Below are 16,269 nucleotides of genomic sequence, written 5' to 3'. Positions count from 1 at the left end.
TCCTTACCGATCAACAGGTCACCGCCAATGTCCATCGTGCTCATCACCGGTTGCTCCAGCGGTATCGGCCGCGCCCTCGCCGACTGTTTCCGCAACGCCGGCCACACCGTCTGGGCCACCGCGCGCAAAAGCGCCGACGTCGCCCAACTGCAGGCCGCAGGCTTCACCGCGCGCCCGCTCGACGTCAACGACGGCGCGGCCCTGCAACAGCTGGCCGACGACATCGACAGCCACCATGGCGGCCTGGATACACTGATCAACAATGCCGGTTACGGTGCCATGGGCCCGCTGCTCGACGGCGGCGTCGAGGCCATGCAGCGCCAGTTCGAAACCAATGTCTTCGCCCTCGTCGGCGTCACCCGCGCGATGTTCCCGCTGCTGCGGCGCAACCGTGGCCTGGTGGTGAATGTCGGTAGCGTGTCGGGGGTGCTGGTCACCCCATTCGCCGGCGCCTACTGCGCCTCCAAGGCCGCCGTGCATGCCCTCAGCGATGCCCTGCGCCTGGAGCTGGCGCCGTTCGGCATCCGCGTGCAGGAAGTACAGCCCGGCGCGATTGCCTCCAGCTTCGCCAACAACGCCGAACGCGAAGCCGAGCAGGTGCTCGATCAAGGCTCAGCCTGGTGGCCGCTGCGCGACAGCATTCGTGCCCGCGCCCGCGCCTCGCAGGACCGCCCGACCCCGGCCGCCGTGTTCGCCGCCGACCTGTTCAAGGCCACTCAGCAAAACCCGCCGCCACGCCTGGTACGCCTGGGCAACGGCAGCCGAGCGCTGCCATTGCTGGCAACGCTGCTGCCCAAGGCCCTGCTGGAAAAGGTCCTGGCCAAACGCTTCGGCCTGGACCGCGCGCTTTAAACGTCAGGCAATCGAGCGCAGCACCCCGCCATCGACCCGCAACGCGGCGCCGGTGGTAGCGCTGGCCTGGCGCGAAGCCAGGTAAACGACCATGTTGGCCACCTCCTCCACCGTGGCCAGGCGCTTGATCAGCGAGCTCGGCCGGTGCTCGGCAATGAAGCTGGCTTCCAGACTGTCGCGGCTCACGCCCTGCTCCTGGGCCAGCTTGGCGAAGAAGTCGCCGACCCCTTCCGAACGCGTCGGCCCCGGCAGCACCGCATTCACCGTGACGCCGCTACCGGCAAGGGTTTCCGCCAGCCCGCGCGATACCGCGAGCAAGGCGGTCTTGGTGGTGCCGTAATGCACCATTTCCAGCGGGATCTGCAACGCCGATTCGCTGGACAGAAACAGCACCCGTCCCCAGCCCTGTTTAGCCATGTGCTGCGCATAGTGCCGCGACAGGCGCACCGCGCTCATCACGTTGACCTCGAAGAACTGCTGCCACTCTTCATCGCTGATTTCAAAGAACCCCTTGGGCTCGAAGATGCCCAGGTTGTTCACCAGGATGTCGGCCTGGGGCACTTTGGCAAACAGCGTCTGGGCGCCTTCGGCCGTGCCCAGGTCGGCCACCACGCCGCTGACCTTGGCCCCCGGCAGCTTGCCGCGCAGCTGTTTCAGCGCGGCATCGACCCGCGCCTTGCTGCGGCCGTTGACTACCACCTCGGCGCCAGCTTCGGCCAAGCCGATGGCGATGGCCAGACCGATACCAGCCGTCGAGCCACTGACGACCGCACGTTTGCCATGCAACGAAATATTCATGCCTGCGTCCTTCTATGGATGAAAGTAAACCCGCGTACCACGGCCCTCAACGCGCATCTGCGCTGGCCTGCAATGCCGGCTCGAAGGCCTGCCAGCCACCACCGATTGACTGGTAGAGACCGACCATGGCCAACGACACCGCCGCCGAACTTTCGACCCACTGTTCCTGATTCGCCAGCAACGCGCCCTGCACCGTCAACACGTTGAGAAAGTCCACCGCGCCCTCCACATACTGGCGCTGGGCGGTGTCCAGGGCGATGCGGTTCTGCCGCACCGCTTCGTCGAGCAGGTCGCGACGTAACTGACTGGCGTTATACAGGCGTAGCACATTGTCGATCTCATGCCAGGCGCGCAGCACCACATGTTGATAATCCAGCGCCGCCTCCTGTTGTTGCGCCTCGCGCAGTTTCAGCACGCCGCTGAGCCGTCCCCCCTCGAACAACGGCAGGTTCAGTTGCGGACCGATGGCTAAGCGGCGGGCACTCCAGTTGCCGAAATCGGCCAGTTGCAGGGATTGCAAACCGGCACTACCAGACAGGCGGATGCGCGGGTAGAAATCCGCCTTGGCCACACCAATACTCGCTGTGGCCGCATGCAGGCGCGCACTGGCGGCGCGGATGTCCGGGCGCCGCGCGGCCAGTTCCGAAGGCAGGCCCAGAGCAAAGCGCTGCGGCGGCTGCGGCAAGCCGAGCGGCTGACTCAACTCGGCCTGCACGCTGCGCGGCGGCTCGCCGAGCAGCAGGCCGATGGCGTTGATCAATTGCGCCTCGCGATCTTCCAGCGCCGGCAGGCGCGCCTGCACCGAGGCCACCTGTGCGGCCGCCTGGGCCACGTCAAGCTGGGTCGCCACACCATCGGCCAAGCGGCTCTGCGACAGGCGCAGGCTGTGCCGCGCCACCTCAAGGTTGTCACGCACCACCGCCAGCGTGGCCTGCACCGCGCGCAGTTGCAGGTAGTCGCGCGCGGTCTGCGCCAACAGCGACAAGAGCACACCACGGCGGTCGTTCTCGGCCACCTCGACGCTGGCGTCGGCCGCCTCGACTTCGCGGCGTACCCGGCCCCACAGGTCCAGCTCCCAACCGGCAACGAAGTCGCCTTGCCAAAGGCTATAGGCCGAACCACCGTTGTGCCCCGAGGGGTCGGCCAAGCCGTCGGCACTGTTGCGGGCGCGACTGACACCACCCGCCAGATCGACCGAGGGGTAGCGCTCGCTGGCGATGCTCTGGCGGGCAGCACGGCGTTGCAGCAAGCGCGCACTGGCGACCTGCAGGTCGAGGTTGCGGCCCACCACGCGCTCGATCAGTGCCGACAGCTGCGCATCGTTGAAGCCCTGCCACCAGCGCACGTCCAACGCTGCCGCGTGTGGCTGGCTCGGCGCGGCGGCTTGCTGCAGGGGCGGCCAGGCCAACCCAGCATCGTTTGCCGGTGCGCTGAAATCCGCGCCCAGCGTGCAGGCGCCCAGGCCCAGGCACGCACCCATCACGCTCAGTGTTCGAAGCCGACTCATCGTGCGCTGACCTCCTGGCCGACGTTGTGCCGGGTATCGATGGTGGCCACCACCGACATGCCCACCCGCAACCGTCCGAGCAACGGCTGTCCGGGCTCGAAGACGATCTTCACCGGAATCCGCTGCACCACCTTGGTGAAGTTGCCGGTGGCGTTATCCGGTTTCACCGCCGCGAAGGTCAGCCCGGTCGCCGGCGCCACACTCTGCACATGACCGCGCAGGCGTTCGCCGGCAAAGGTGTCGACGCTGACCTCCACCGCCTGCCCCGGCTGCACGTCGGTGAGCTGGGTTTCCTGGAAGTTGGCGATGGCATAGGCCTGCGCCAGCGGCACCACCGAGAGCAGCCGCGCCCCCGGATTGACGTAGGCGCCAACCCGCACCGCGCGCTCGCCGACCATACCGTCGATGGGCGCGACGATGGTGGTGTAGGACACGTCCAGACGCGCCCGCTCCAGCGCCGCTTCGGCCTGTTGCAGGCCACCGGCAGCGGCATCCACCTGGGCGTCGAGAATCTCCACCTGCTTGCGCGCCGCCGCCAGGGCCGCGCGGGCGTTGGCCTGCTGCGCCCGCGCCTGATCGACCCGGCTGCGCGCCTGCTGGGCGTTCTGCACGGTGCCGGCGCCCTGCTCGGCGAGGCGGCTGTGGCGGGTCAGTTCATGCTTGGCGAAGGCCAGTTCGGCGTCGCCAGCCGCCAACGCCGCTTGCGCCTGTTCGATCAGCGACACCTGGCGCTCACGGGTTGCCGCCGCGTTCTGCTGCTGCGCCCGTGCGGTCAGCAGACGGGCCTGCGCCGCCGCCAACGCAGCCTGGTAATCGCGGTCGTCGAGCAGCGCCAGCGGCTGGCCGGCACGCACCTGCTGGTTGTCCTCGACCAGCACCTGTTTGATGAAGCCAGGCACCTTTGGCGCGACCACCGTGTAGTCGGCCGAGACGTAGGCATCGTTGGTGCTCTGTTCGCCTCGGCTGGCGAACGGCGACGGCAGTACGACCCACGCCAGGGCGCCAAACGTCACGGCGAGCGCGGTGTATTGCAGGGGTTTGCTCAGGGTCATGATCGGGTCTCTCTGGACTAGGCCGCTGCCCGCGGCGGGTAGATGCGGGTCGGCACGAAAGGAATCAGCAGGATCAGCGCCAGCGCCAGCAGCGCCATGCACAGGTAGAGGTCGGCACTGGTCAGCACCAGCGCCTGCGCGTGAAGGCGCCGGGCCAGGTCCGGCGCCGTGCTGTCGGCCAGTGGCGAGTTGCCCAGGCTGTCCACCAGCGTGTTCGAGTGAAAGTGCCGGCGCACGGTGCTGAGCCAGTCCAGCAAGCCGGCGGCGACCACCGAGGCCAGGCCCTTCACGGTGTTGAACCAGGCCGAAGCGAATGGCCCGTCCTGCGCGGTCATGCCGCCGGTAGCGAGCATCAGCAAGGGAATCACCGCCATCGGCTGAGCGAAGATCTGCAACAGTTGCAGCACGTAGAAGTTATCGCGAATCCACTGCCCGGTAATCAGCGTGCCACCGGCGCAGGACAGCGCGAGCATGCCCAACCCCGCCGCCAGCACCCAGCGGCAGTCGACCGCGCGCAGGTTGCACAGCGCCGCCGTGAGCGGCAACGCGAGCAACTGCGGCAATGCCACCAGCAACATCACCGGGCCACTTTGCAGCGGCCGGTAGCCCTGAATCTGGGCGAGAAAAGCGGTCGGCAGGATGATCACCGCCGAGAGCACCACCAGCACCCCGCCGAGGGTAATCAACGCGTGACTGAGGTTGCGGTTGGCGAGCATCTGCAACTTGAAGAATGGCAGCGGCGCGGACCACTCGTTGAGCATGAACAGCACCATCAGCAGCGCTCCGCCACCGAGTAGCCAGGCAATCAGCGGTGAGTTGAACCAGCCCAGGCGATCGCCCAGCGACACCCCCAGCACCAGCGAACAGATCGCCGGCAGGCCGAGCAGCAGGCCGCGCCAGTCGAACTGCTGGCAGCGTTCCAGGCGCAGCGGGTCCTGCGGCAGGCCCCAGGCCACGCAGGCCATCGCCATCAGGGCCGGGACGATGATCTGCCAGAAGGTCCAGTGCCAGCTGACGTACTCGGTCCACATCCCGGCCAGCGGCAGGCCCAGGCTTGGCCCGAAGGTGGCCGTGAGGGCATAGCCGGCCAGGCCATAGAGCTTGATGTTGGCAGGCAGAAAGCGCAGCGCCACGCTCATCAGCATCGGCGGCAGCGCACCGCCGGCGAAGCCTTGCAGGGTGCGCAGCAGCATCAGGCTGGGCACGTCGGGGGCAAACGGGCACAGCACGCCGAGCACGACGAAGGCCGCGATGGCGCAAAGGGTGAAGCGGCGCAGCGAGAAGGTCACGGCGCACCAGGGCGCGAAGGCCATGGCCGCCACCGAGCTCGCCGAATACAGCGCGATCAGCCAGGCACCCTCGTCGGCGCCGATGTGCAGGCCACCGCGAATGTCGGCCATCGCCAGCTTGGTGACCATTTCGTTGAGGCCGGCGCAGAGCACCGCGAGCAGTACGCCGAGCAGGCCGATCACGATCCGCGGGCCGAACGCCGCGGGCGCAGCAGGGGCGGCGGAAACAGACATGGGGTGACACTCCGGGCAAGTGATTGACCCGGCGAGTCTAAAAAGCGTGACTACTGACGAAAAGTTACATTTTTGCAGCTAATTACTGCAGCAGACGCACGCCTCGATCAGGGCTGGCGGCTGCAGCAGGCTTTCAGGGTCTGGCGCAGCCAGCGATGGGCCGGGTCGTTGTCGAAACGCGGATGCCAGGCTTGCATTACCTGCACCGGTTCCAGGGCGAACGGCATGCGGAACGAGCGCAGTGGCAGGCCCAGGCGGGCGACGCTGTGCAGCATGTGTTCGGGCAGCGGCAGGATCAGCTCGGAGTCCGGCAGGGAAAACATGCCCGAATGGAAGCTTGGGGTGATCAGCGCAACGCGCCGCTGCAGGCCAAGCACACCGAGGGCGCTATCGATCGGGCCGAGGGCACGACCACGGCGCGAGACGCTGATCTGCTCGAACGCAGCGAAGCGCTCAGCGGTGATTTCGTCGTCGAAGATCGGGTGATCGTTGCGTGCCAGGCAGACGAAGGTGGTGCTGAACAGCCCTTGTACCTTGATCTCCGGGCCAAGCTCGCGGGTGGCACTGATGTACAGGTCGAGACGGCCGTCACGCAGGGCTTGATCCTCGTCGCCGCCCGCGCCTTCCGGGACGAAACGCAGCACGGTGCGCGGTGCCTGCTGGCGCATGGCGTCGAGCAGCGGTGCCGAGAACGGCGCAATGAACACGTCATTGGCGCGCAGGTTGAAGGCGCGTTCGAGGCTGGCGAGGTCGAGATCGTGGTTGGCGCTGAACAGTTGGTTGGCCTGTTCGACCACCTGACGTACCTGGCTGCGCAGGGCGATGGCCCTGGGCGTGGGGACCAGGCCACGACCGGCACGTACCAACACCGGATCGCCGACGGCGTCGCGGATGCGGGTGAGGGTGCGGCTCATGGCGGCGGGGCTGAGGTTCATCCGGCGCGCGGCGCCGACAACGCTGCCTTCATCGAGCAGCGCATCCAGCGCTACGAGAAGGTTCATGTCTGGGAGTTGCATGGGACGCGCATCCATTCAGGCTGTTCGAGGAATTGGCTGTAGCCCATGCAGCTTAGATGACGTAGGCCGGATCGGCATTGTCTACAAGTTTTGCCGTGGCTGTACATCGCTGACGGTGATGCACGTCGTTTCCAGAACATTTTTGTACTGCATCATCCGGATTATTCCGGCCTCACCACCACCGTACAGGTTGTCCCCGCCGCCAGCAGGAAGCCTTCCGGCACTTCGTCGATATGAATCCGCACCGGCACCCGCTGCGCCAGGCGCACCCAGTTGAAGGTCGGGTTCACATCCGCAATCAGCTCGCGGCTCTGCGGGTTGTCACGGTCATAGATACCCCGTGAAATACTCTCCACATGCCCCTTCAACAGCGCGCCGCTCATCATCTGCAAGTCGGCCTTGTCGCCCACCCGCACATGCGGCAACTTGGTCTCTTCAAAGAACCCGTAGACCCAGAACGAATCCTTGTCGACCACCGCCATCTTCGCCTCGCCGGTGCGCGCATAGTCGCCACGGTGCACGTTCAGGTTGGTCACGTAGCCGTCCACGGTCGCCAGAATCCGCGTGCGCGTGAGGTCCAGCTCCGCCGCCGCCAGCTGCGCCTGCGCCTGCTGGTAATCAGCCTGCGCCGAGTTGGCGATGTTGCTGGCGTCGTCGCGGTTCTCTTTCGAGATCACCAGGTTGTCCATGTCGGCGCGCCGATGCGCGTTGACCTTGCGCATCTCCCAGGTCGCCTTGCGCGATGCCACCAGCGCCTGCGCCTGCTTCACCGCCACTTCGTAATGCGCCGGGTCGATCTGCATCAGCACATCGCCCTTCTTCACCAACTGGTTGTCGCGCACCGGCACATCCACCACATAGCCCGGTACATCCGCCGCAACGTTGATGATGTCGGCCCGCACCCGGCCATCGCGGGTCCACGGCGTGGTCATATAGTGCAACCACAACTGCCGGCCGATCACCACGGCGGCAGCCAGCACGAGCAAGGTAGCCAGGAGGCTGAAAAACTTTTTCATCGACGTCGGTCTCAACGGTAAACAGTCAGCGCCATCGCGCCGAACAGGCAGATGAACAGGCACAGGCGCAACAACGCCGGGTGCCAGAAGAAGCGGTAGCCATCGAAGCCGGCAATGAAGCGGTCGAGCCCCCAGGCCAACCCGGCGGCAAACAGGAACATCAAGGTAACGGTGGGCATGTACACGCCATGGAAGGCGATCTCACGGGGCATGGCTGGGTCCTTGTGCCGGCGCCAGGGCGGCCAGCGGCGATTGCGGGTCGAGCAGGGAAGTACGGATGAAATGCAGGTAGCTTTGCACCCGGCGCAACGCCGAGGTGTCGAAGTGCCGGGCAAACGGTTCGTCGGTGGCCTGCACCCGGCTGATCGCATGGTCCACCGCCACCAGCGCACGTTCATGGTTGCTCGCCGACGGTTGCAGGAACAACCGCGCCAGCGCCCGGCCCATCACACGGATGGCCTGGCGCCACGGCTGCGACTCGGCATAGCACGGGTGCACCGGGAGGATGGCCTGTTCGCGGCGCAGCTCGATGATCGCGTGGCCAACCTCCAGCACCACGAACATCCAGCGCAACAGCGTGCTCTGTACCTGTGGCTGGCCGACCGCCAGGCCATAGGCCTGGTGCAACAGGTCGCGGGTGCGGCTTTCGAACGCCGAGCCGAGCCCACGCAAGCGGCCACTGAGGGCGAACAGCACCTGGCCACGCAGGTCCTCTTCCAGGCGCCGCCACAACCAGCGGCTGTTCGGCGGCAGGATGATCGCCCCGGCAGCGGCGCACACCAGCATGCCGATCACCATGGCGATGTAGTCGTTGATGAAGGTGTAAGGGTTGTAGATGGTCAGGTTGTCCGGCACCGAGCCGGTCGAGAAGAAAATCAGCAGGCCCAGCCCGTAACCGGCATAGGCCGGGCGCGAAGCGAGGAACGCACCGAGCACGAACACCGGCGCCAGCACCAGGCAGAGCAACGGGAAACCGTCGATCCAGGGGAACACGAAGAAGGTTTCGAAGAAGCCGATCAGCGCACCGAGGAAGGTCCCGCAGGCCATCTGGAAGGACATCCGCTTGGGGTTCGGCGTGGCCGCCGAGAGGCCGACGGTGGCCGCCGCGATCAGGGTCATCATCGCCCCGCTCGGCCACGCCGTGGCCAACCAGAAGCTGCCCAGCACCAGCAGGATGAACGACGCCCGCAAGCCCGCCGCCAGCGACACCATCCAGTTGGTCTGGGCCACGTAGGGCTCGTCCCACTGCTCGCGGGCGTGACTGTGCTCGGCCAGCGAGGCGTGGGTTTGCGCGTAGCTGTGCATGTCGTCGACGAAGCGGTAGAGCAGCTCGTAGGCGGTATGGAAGTCGAGCAGGTCGGCGTCGCTCGGGTCGGTTTCGACATACGCCGCGCGCAGGCTGCGCACGCGCTCGGGCAGCCCCTCCTTGTACGCCGCCAACTGCTCAGCCAGGCGCGCGGCGTCAGCGTGGGTCAGGGCACGCCCGGCATAGCCGTCGAGCAACTCGGCCAGGGCGTTCAGGCCCGGTTCGATAGCGGTGACGATCTGCAACGGGCCACGGGCGCGCAGGCGCTCCAGCAGTTGATGGAGGGCGTTGAAGCGCGTGGTGATGGCCATGAACTCGCTGTTCATCCGCCCCAGCCGGCCGCTACGCCGACGCATGTGCGGGTCTTCGAAGGCGGTGACGTTACGCAGGCTTTCCAGGCCCACCGCTTCGGCGATAAAGCGCACGTTGCTGCTTTCGAAGCGGTCGCGCTGGCTGTCGCCGCGCAGGCCTTCGGTGACGAAACTGGCGAACACGCCGAAGCGCTGGTACAGCGCGTTGCGCATCGCGGCGCCGGCCGACTGCGGCAGGATCGCCGCGCTGACCAGGGTCGACACGGCAATCCCCAGGCTGATTTCCAGCACCCGCCAGACCGCCGCCATGAACGCCCCGTCCGGGTGCTGCAGGGCCGGCAGGCCGACCATCGCCGCGGTGTAGCCGGCGAGCACGAAGCCGTAGGCGCGGAAGGTCCGGTAGCGCATGGCGCCGGCCGAGCAGAGGCCGACCCACACGGCCAGGCTGGGCAGGAACAGCTCGGTGTTCTGCGGGAAGATCGCGATCAACGCCACCATCATCGACGACCCGGCCAGGGTGCCGAGCACCCGCCAGAAGCTCTTGGCGAACACATGCCCGCTCTGCGGCTGCATGACGATGAACACAGTGATCATCGCCGTGCGCGGCTGCGGCAGTTCCAGGCGCATGGCCAACCAGAGGGTGATGAACGCGGCGGTCAGCACCTTGAAGATGTATACCCAGGTAACCCCGTCGGTACGCGCCCAGGCGAAGAAGCCGCGGCGCCACTCGAGCGAAGCCAGCCAGCGAAACGGCAAGCTGGCGGCGCTCATTCGGCGTGGCCCGGTTTATCGAAGATCGCCAGGGTGCGCGGGGTTGCCGGCGGCGCCTCACGCTCGACGTCCGGCACATCGGCACCGGCGCCGAGACCACCGCCGAGGGCGGTGACCAGCTCGGCATGCGCACTCAGCCGCGCGGCCTGGACCTGCTGCTGGATCTGCTGCTGGCGGAACAGCAACGTCTGCGCGTTGAGCACATTGAGGTAATCGGTGAGGCCGCGCTGGAAGGCGATCATGGCGATGTCGTAGGTCTTCTGCGCCGAGGCTACCGACGCGGCGGCGAAGTGCTGCTGCTCGTTCATCGACGCGCGGCGGATCAGCTGGTCGGAGATGCCCTTGAGCGCCTCGACCACGGTCTGGTTGTAGTGCGCCACGGCGATGTCGTAACCGGCCGAGGCCACGCCCAGCTCGGCGCGCAAGCGGCCACCATCGAAAATCGGCAAGCTGATGGCCGGGCCGAGGTTGTAGTTGAACTTGCGCCCGGTGAGGAATTCCAGCGGGCCGCCGCCAGTGGCCATGAAGCCGAGTCCGCCGATCAGGTCGACATTAGGGAAGAAGCCGGCATGCGCAACGTCGATACCACGGGCCTGGGCTGCAACCTGCCAGCGGCTGGCAACCACGTCCGGGCGCTGGCCGAGCAGGTCGGCAGGGAGTGCCGAGGGCAGCTTCAGCTCGACATCGAGCGACAGGCTCGGCCGCTGCAATTGCGCACCTTCGCCCGGGCCCTTGCCGGCCAATGCCGCCAGTTGGTTACGCGCCAGGGCGATTTCTTCGTTGATGGCGTCAAGCTGGCGGTGGGTTTCCGGCAGCGGCGTCTGCGCCTGGCTGACTTCGAAATGCGTACCGATGCCACCGGCCAGGCGCCGTTCGGCCAGCGCGAGAATCTGCTCCTGCTGTTCCAGTTCGGCGGCGACGATGTCGCGCTGGGCGAAATGCAGTGACAGCTGGATGTACACCTTGACGATGTTGTTCTGCAGTTCGAGCTGGGCCTGACGGGCCTGGGCCACGCTCATGTGCGCGCGGTCCACGGCCTGTTCGCTGGCATTGCGCTCGCGCCCCCAGAGGTCGAGGGCGTAGCTGAAGCCGAGCGCAGCGTTGTTGTCCCAGGTGTTGGCCCCGGACAGTGCGCCAGGGCCATAGAACGGGTCTTCGGGCCAGTTATGCCGCTTGAGCACGGCGTCGCCATTGACCTGAAGTTTTTCTGCCGACTCGATCACCCCGGCCAGGGCCCTGGCTTCGCGCACACGGGCAGCGGCCATGGCCATGCTCGGGCTGTCCTTGACGGCCAAGGCAATCCAGCGCTCCAGTTGCGGGTCGCCATAGGCGCGCCACCACTGCTGCGCCGGCCAGTTGGCATCACGGGCGGCCTCGCGGATCGCCGCGTCGGTGGTCAGGGTATTGGCTTGCAGCGTCTTGCTTTGTGGGGCAATGCCCCAGGTTCCGATACAGCCGCTCAAGGTCAAGCTAAAGGCACAGACACTGAGCGCATTCAGCGCTCTGATGATGCGACGCGGCACAGCTGCGAATTCCCGACGTAGAAGGTGGATGACGCTTGGTGAGCGCAATTCTAGGGGGCCGCCGCACTGGCGATAAGCGGGCATTACTGCGAATCTTTGTTACGAAAACGGCGATAATCCGGCTTTAGTCTTAAGACTTCCTTGGTTACTTCATGTCACAATTCTGTCGTCTTCTTTGAGAGCGCCCCATGGACACCCTGCAAAACATGCGTGCTTTCAGTTGTGTAGCGCAAGTCGGCAGCTTTACCGCCGCAGCGGTGCAACTGGATACGACCACCGCCAACGTCTCGCGCGCGGTCTCCAACCTTGAAGCGCACCTGCAAACCCGTCTGCTCAACCGCACCACTCGGCGTATCGCCCTGACCGAAGCCGGCAAACGCTACCTGATGCGCTGCGAGCAGATCCTCACCTATGTCGAAGAAGCCGAGGCCGAGGCCAGCGACGCCCATGCGCGCCCGGCCGGGCAATTGAAAGTGCACTCGATGACCGGGGTCGGTCAGCACTTTGTGATCGATGCCATCGCCCGCTACCGCGAAACCCACCCGGACGTGACCTTCGACCTAACCATGGCCAACCGCGTGCCGGACCTGCTCGACGAGGGGTACGACGTGTCCATCGTGCTGGCCAGCGAGCTGCCGGACTCGGGCTTTGTCTCGCAGCGCCTGGGGATCACCTACAGCATCGTCTGCGCCTCACCCGACTACGTGAAGCAACATGGCATCGCGCACAAGCCGGCCGACCTGCTCAAGCATGCCTGCCTGCGCATGGTCAGCCCGGTGATCCCGCTGGAGAAGTGGCTGTTCGACGGCCCGGAAGGCCAGGAGGTGGTCAACATCACCCAGGCGCCGTTCCAGGTGAACTCGGCCGATGCGATGAAAACCGCGATTCGCAGCGGCATGGGCGTTGGCGTGCTGCCGATCTACTCGGCCATCGACGGCCTGCGCGATGGCAGCCTGGTGCGGGTGATGCCCGAGTACCGCTTGCAGGAACTGAACCTGTACGCGATCTACCCGTCGCGCCAGTACCTGGATGCCAAGATCAAGACCTGGGTCGAGTACCTGCGCAACTCGCTGCCAGAAATCCTCGCCGCCCACGAGGCCGACCTGAAGACCCACGAGTTGCGCATCGCCAACTGAAATCTTGCTGCACAGCGGCCGTGGGGAATGATAGCGTGCTACCCATTCTCCACCGCCAGCCGAGATTTTGCCGATGAAAAAGACCGTCCTTGCCTTCAGTCGCATCACTGCGCCGATGGTCGAACGCCTGCAGCAAGACTTCAACGTGATCGTGCCGAACCCCAAGCTCGGCGACATCGCCGCCCAGTTCAACCAGGCGTTGCCCGAAGCGCACGGCCTGATTGGCGTGGGCCGCAAGCTGGGCCAGGCGCAGCTGGAAAACGCCGGCAAGCTTGAGGTGGTATCGAGTGTGTCGGTGGGGTACGACAACTATGACCTGGGCTATTTCAACGCGCGCGGAATTGCCCTGACCAACACCCCCGATGTACTCACCGAAAGCACCGCGGACCTCGGCTTTGCGCTGCTCATGAGCGCGGCGCGGCGGGTGGCCGAGCTAGACGCCTGGACCAAGGCTGGCCAATGGCAGGCCACGGTCGGCCCGGCACAGTTCGGCAGCGATGTGCATGGCAAGACACTGGGCATTGTCGGCCTGGGCAATATCGGCGCGGCGATTGCCCGGCGCGGGCGGTTCGGCTTCAACATGCCGGTGATCTACAGCGGCAACAGCCGCAAGCCGGCGCTGGAACAGGAACTTGGCGCGCAGTTCCGCAGCCTCGACGCGCTGCTGGCCGAAGCGGATTTCGTCTGCCTGGTGGTGCCGCTGGGGGCGCAGACCACGCACCTGATCAGCACCCGGCAATTGCAGATGATGAAGCCGAGTGCGTTTCTGATCAACGTGTCGCGCGGGCCGGTGGTGGATGAGGCGGCGCTGGTCGAGGCGCTGCGCAACGGGACGATCCGTGGCGCAGGGCTGGACGTGTACGAGAAGGAGCCGCTGGTGGCGTCGCCGCTGTTCGCCCTGAGCAATGCAGTGACCTTGCCGCATGTCGGCTCGGCGACGGCGCAGACCCGCGAGGCGATGGCCAATCGGGCGATCGACAACCTGCGCGCGGCGCTGCTCGGGGAGCGGCCACGGGATCTGGTGAATCCGCAGGTCTGGAAGTAGGCCTTGGGGACCTCATCGCCGCTTCTTGGCGGCTGCTTGAGGCCAAGCTCCACGTGCAAGGCAAAGAACACCAGCCAGTGCGCCAGCGGGCTGCGAGCAGCAACGGCCGCCAGGCAGCACAGCTGCACCTCGCCTAGTGTAGACAGCGGCGCCGGTTCAGGCGCTCGCCGCGAGGCTGGCGGGCGGCGCCTTGGGCCGTGGCTTGCGGAACACCAGCAGGTTGCCGAGCATCACCAGCACCAGGCCGCCGAGTGCCGGCAGGGTCCACTGATAGCCTTCGGCGACGGCCGAGACATTCAGCGCCACCAGCGGGAATAGTACGGTGCAGTAGGCGGCGCGTTCCGGGCCCATGCGGCCGACCAGGGTCAGGTAGGCGGTGAAGCCGATCACCGAACCGGGGATCACCAGGTACAGCAGCGAGCCGATGTAACGGGTGCTCCATTCCATACCGAACGGGATGCCGCTGAGCAGGCAGTACAGGCCGAGCATCGTCGCGCCGTAGAGCATGCCCCAGGCGTTGGTGGTCATTGGCCGCAGGCCGGCTTTCTGTTGCAGGCTGGAGAGCATGTTGCCGGCCGAGAAGCACAGGGTGCCGAGCAGGGCCAGGCCGAGGCCGAGCACGGTTTCGCGGCTGGCGGCGTGGCCGGCCAGTTCCGGCCAGAACAGCAGGCCGAGCCCGCCCAGGCCGAGGGCGCCGCCGGCGAGCACATTGGCGGCGATCTTCTGGCCGAAGAACAGCCGTGCATTGAGCGCGTTCCACAGGGTGGCCGTGGAGAACACCACGGCGATCAGGCCGCTGGGGATCCACTGGCTGGCGGTGAGGAAGCACATGAAGTTGACGCAAAACAGGCACAGGCCCTGGGCCAGGCACAGACCATGAGCGCGTCGGTTCATCGCTTGCAGGCGCCGGCTGAGCAGCAGAATGACGAACAGCACCAGTGCCGCCAGGGCGAAACGGTAGACGATCGAGACCGGGATAGCGACCACGCCCAGTTGCAGTTTCAGGGCGATCCAGGTGGTGCCCCAGATCAGGACGGTCAGCAGGTACAACGACAGGTTCATGGTGGCGCTCCTCAGGTGCGAGCTACCAGTGTCCGGCCGGGGTGGGGTGGCGCGCTTGCACAAACTTGCGCTTTTGCGTGGGGGCAGGCTGACCCTGGACGGGGTCCGGGAGTAGGATGACGGCAGAGGTAGAGCCCATGACGCCACTGGATCAACTGCAAGTCTTCAAAGCCATGCACGCCTCGCCCCATGCCCGTCTGGAACACAGTGCGCAGTTGGGCGACGGCCTGGCCGTGGCGCTGTGGAACAATCGCCATGATGCCCGCGACTACGAGGCGCCGAGCCATCACACGCTGTCGTGCTACATCGCCGACGGCACCGGCACCTTCCGTCGCGAGCAGCCGAGCCTCAAGGGTGCGCCGAACAAGCTGTGCATCATGCCGGCGGGGGCGCCATCGAACTGGGTGGTGAACGGCAGCATCCGCCTGGCCCATCTGTACATCAGCCAGGAACAGTTCGCCCTCGGCTGTGTGCGCCTGCTCGATCGCGAACCGCGCGAGCTGCAGTTGCGCGAGGCGACCTTTCTCGATGACCCGCAGCAGGCACGGCGCTTTCACCAGTTGATCGCGATGAACTGGGACGAACCGGGCGAGCGCCTGCTGACCAGCAGCCTGGCACACGAGATGCTCGACCATGCGCTGTTGAGCCAGGTCGGCATGCGCGCCGGGTTGCGCCTCAAAGGCGGGCTGGCAGCGCACCAACGACGGCAGTTGGCCGAGTATGTCGAAGGCCACCTGGAGCAGCCGTTGAACCTGCGTGAGCTGGCCGGGCTGTGCAATCTGTCGGAATACCATTTTGCGCGGATGTTTCGCGAGAGCTTCGGTTTGCCGCCACATCAGTATGTGCTGGCTCGACGCCTGGCACGGGCGCGGCAGTTGTTGCGTCTTGGCGCGCTGGCGTTGGGGGAGATCGCTCTACAATGCGGGTTTGCCAGTGCCAGCCATTTCAGCAACCGCTTTCGACAGGCGCTGGGGGCTACGCCTGGGGAGTATCGCTTGGCGTTCAGCTGAGACGGGGCTGATTCCTCTTTGTGGGAACGGCGGTGGGCTTGGGCTTGGGCTCGGGCTCGGGCTCGGGCTCGGGCTCGGGCTCGGCGTGCATATCCATTTGCCGTGGCGAGGCTGCCGGCCCCTTCCGCCCTGACGGCGGCTTACTTTTTTTCAGTCGAAAAAAAAAGTAAGCAAAAAATTCTCGCCCCACCTCTCGGCCCTACGCTGCGCTTCGGGTCCCCTCCCTCCGCCTACGATCCGCAGGGACCGCGCCGACGGCCCATCCATGGGCCAACGGCGCTTTCGGGCCATCCATGGCCCTCACCCCACAGATCGCAGGCTCCACTCGGCCTCGGGTTAAC

14 protein-coding genes are annotated in these 16,269 nt (G+C 66.2%); 4 read left to right on the top strand and 10 right to left on the bottom strand.

The window, feature by feature from the left end; translation table 11 throughout:
* Positions 1–27 precede the first annotated feature (27 nt).
* Entirely contained in the window at positions 28–852 is an 825-nt protein-coding gene (locus DCO48_RS08480) for an SDR family oxidoreductase (RefSeq protein WP_116550158.1), read from the top strand.
* A 3-nt stretch (positions 853–855) separates the two neighbouring features.
* Here the strand turns inward: DCO48_RS08480 and DCO48_RS08475 are convergent, their stop codons facing one another.
* The 9 genes from DCO48_RS08475 to DCO48_RS08435 all read right to left on the bottom strand — a co-directional run bounded on the left by DCO48_RS08475 (position 856) and on the right by DCO48_RS08435 (position 11,675).
* Positions 856–1,650 carry an SDR family NAD(P)-dependent oxidoreductase gene (locus tag DCO48_RS08475; protein ID WP_116550157.1) on the bottom strand — a complete coding sequence of 265 codons (795 nt, stop codon included), beginning with the start codon at positions 1,648–1,650 and terminating at the stop codon, positions 856–858.
* A gap of 46 nt (positions 1,651–1,696) precedes the next feature.
* Complete coding sequence (locus DCO48_RS08470) at positions 1,697–3,157, bottom strand: efflux transporter outer membrane subunit (RefSeq protein ID WP_116550156.1); 1,461 nt, start codon at positions 3,155–3,157, stop codon at positions 1,697–1,699.
* The gene (locus DCO48_RS08465; protein ID WP_116550155.1) at positions 3,154–4,209 is read right to left on the bottom strand and encodes an HlyD family secretion protein; all 1,056 of its coding nucleotides are present in this window, start codon (positions 4,207–4,209) and stop codon (positions 3,154–3,156) included. The genes DCO48_RS08470 and DCO48_RS08465 overlap by 4 nt, the downstream gene beginning before the upstream one ends.
* A gap of 17 nt (positions 4,210–4,226) precedes the next feature.
* On the bottom strand, positions 4,227–5,732 hold the full coding sequence (locus DCO48_RS08460) for an MFS transporter (RefSeq protein ID WP_116550154.1): 1,506 nt from the start codon (positions 5,730–5,732) through the stop codon (positions 4,227–4,229).
* 107 nt (positions 5,733–5,839) lie between these two features.
* Positions 5,840–6,748, bottom strand: coding sequence for a LysR family transcriptional regulator (locus DCO48_RS08455; RefSeq protein ID WP_116550153.1), 909 nt, complete (start codon positions 6,746–6,748; stop codon positions 5,840–5,842).
* A 161-nt stretch (positions 6,749–6,909) separates the two neighbouring features.
* Positions 6,910–7,764, bottom strand: coding sequence for an HlyD family secretion protein (locus DCO48_RS08450; protein WP_116550152.1), 855 nt, complete (start codon positions 7,762–7,764; stop codon positions 6,910–6,912).
* A gap of 11 nt (positions 7,765–7,775) precedes the next feature.
* Positions 7,776–7,976: a DUF1656 domain-containing protein gene (locus DCO48_RS08445; protein ID WP_116550151.1), complete on the bottom strand. Its 201-nt coding sequence runs from the start codon at positions 7,974–7,976 to the stop codon at positions 7,776–7,778.
* Entirely contained in the window at positions 7,966–10,152 is a 2,187-nt protein-coding gene (locus tag DCO48_RS08440; RefSeq protein ID WP_116550150.1) for an FUSC family protein, read from the bottom strand. Before DCO48_RS08440 ends, DCO48_RS08445 begins: the two co-directional genes overlap by 11 nt.
* Positions 10,149–11,675 carry an efflux transporter outer membrane subunit gene (locus DCO48_RS08435; protein WP_116550149.1) on the bottom strand — a complete coding sequence of 509 codons (1,527 nt, stop codon included), beginning with the start codon at positions 11,673–11,675 and terminating at the stop codon, positions 10,149–10,151. The genes DCO48_RS08440 and DCO48_RS08435 overlap by 4 nt, the downstream gene beginning before the upstream one ends.
* 188 nt (positions 11,676–11,863) lie before the next feature.
* On the opposite strand from DCO48_RS08435, the gene DCO48_RS08430 reads away from it, so the two are divergent.
* Together DCO48_RS08430 and DCO48_RS08425 are read left to right on the top strand one after the other, a co-directional pair.
* The gene (locus DCO48_RS08430) at positions 11,864–12,811 is read left to right on the top strand and encodes a LysR family transcriptional regulator (RefSeq protein WP_116550148.1); all 948 of its coding nucleotides are present in this window, start codon (positions 11,864–11,866) and stop codon (positions 12,809–12,811) included.
* A gap of 73 nt (positions 12,812–12,884) precedes the next feature.
* Positions 12,885–13,856, top strand: a complete 972-nt coding sequence (locus tag DCO48_RS08425; RefSeq protein WP_116550147.1) for a D-glycerate dehydrogenase — start codon at positions 12,885–12,887, stop codon at positions 13,854–13,856.
* A 156-nt stretch (positions 13,857–14,012) separates the two neighbouring features.
* Here DCO48_RS08425 and DCO48_RS08420 read toward each other — a convergent pair whose 3' ends face one another.
* Positions 14,013–14,918: a DMT family transporter gene (locus tag DCO48_RS08420; RefSeq protein WP_116550146.1), complete on the bottom strand. Its 906-nt coding sequence runs from the start codon at positions 14,916–14,918 to the stop codon at positions 14,013–14,015.
* A gap of 137 nt (positions 14,919–15,055) precedes the next feature.
* Between DCO48_RS08420 and DCO48_RS08415 the strand changes: the two genes are divergently transcribed.
* The gene (locus DCO48_RS08415) at positions 15,056–15,928 is read left to right on the top strand and encodes a helix-turn-helix domain-containing protein (protein ID WP_116550145.1); all 873 of its coding nucleotides are present in this window, start codon (positions 15,056–15,058) and stop codon (positions 15,926–15,928) included.
* Positions 15,929–16,269: the final 341 nt, after the last annotated feature.

The sequence above is a fragment of the Pseudomonas sp. SDI genome, assembly GCF_003105155.1.
Classification (GTDB): Bacteria; Pseudomonadota; Gammaproteobacteria; order Pseudomonadales; family Pseudomonadaceae; genus Aquipseudomonas.
This window is presented reverse-complemented; position numbering and strand designations above follow the sequence as displayed.

Excerpts from the sequence above, each read along its gene's own strand:
- DCO48_RS08480 (WP_116550158.1), top strand. The coding sequence starts at position 28 with ATGTCCATCGTGCTCATCACCGGTTGCTCCAGCGGTATCGGCCGCGCC.
- DCO48_RS08475 (WP_116550157.1), bottom strand. The coding sequence starts at position 1,650 with ATGAATATTTCGTTGCATGGCAAACGTGCGGTCGTCAGTGGCTCGACG.
- DCO48_RS08470 (WP_116550156.1), bottom strand. The coding sequence starts at position 3,157 with ATGAGTCGGCTTCGAACACTGAGCGTGATGGGTGCGTGCCTGGGCCTG.
- DCO48_RS08465 (WP_116550155.1), bottom strand. The coding sequence starts at position 4,209 with ATGACCCTGAGCAAACCCCTGCAATACACCGCGCTCGCCGTGACGTTT.
- DCO48_RS08460 (WP_116550154.1), bottom strand. The coding sequence starts at position 5,732 with ATGTCTGTTTCCGCCGCCCCTGCTGCGCCCGCGGCGTTCGGCCCGCGG.
- DCO48_RS08455 (WP_116550153.1), bottom strand. The coding sequence starts at position 6,748 with ATGCAACTCCCAGACATGAACCTTCTCGTAGCGCTGGATGCGCTGCTC.
- DCO48_RS08450 (WP_116550152.1), bottom strand. The coding sequence starts at position 7,764 with ATGAAAAAGTTTTTCAGCCTCCTGGCTACCTTGCTCGTGCTGGCTGCC.
- DCO48_RS08445 (WP_116550151.1), bottom strand. The coding sequence starts at position 7,976 with ATGCCCCGTGAGATCGCCTTCCATGGCGTGTACATGCCCACCGTTACC.
- DCO48_RS08440 (WP_116550150.1), bottom strand. The coding sequence starts at position 10,152 with ATGAGCGCCGCCAGCTTGCCGTTTCGCTGGCTGGCTTCGCTCGAGTGG.
- DCO48_RS08430 (WP_116550148.1), top strand. The coding sequence starts at position 11,864 with ATGGACACCCTGCAAAACATGCGTGCTTTCAGTTGTGTAGCGCAAGTC.
- DCO48_RS08425 (WP_116550147.1), top strand. The coding sequence starts at position 12,885 with ATGAAAAAGACCGTCCTTGCCTTCAGTCGCATCACTGCGCCGATGGTC.
- DCO48_RS08420 (WP_116550146.1), bottom strand. The coding sequence starts at position 14,918 with ATGAACCTGTCGTTGTACCTGCTGACCGTCCTGATCTGGGGCACCACC.
- DCO48_RS08415 (WP_116550145.1), top strand. The coding sequence starts at position 15,056 with ATGACGCCACTGGATCAACTGCAAGTCTTCAAAGCCATGCACGCCTCG.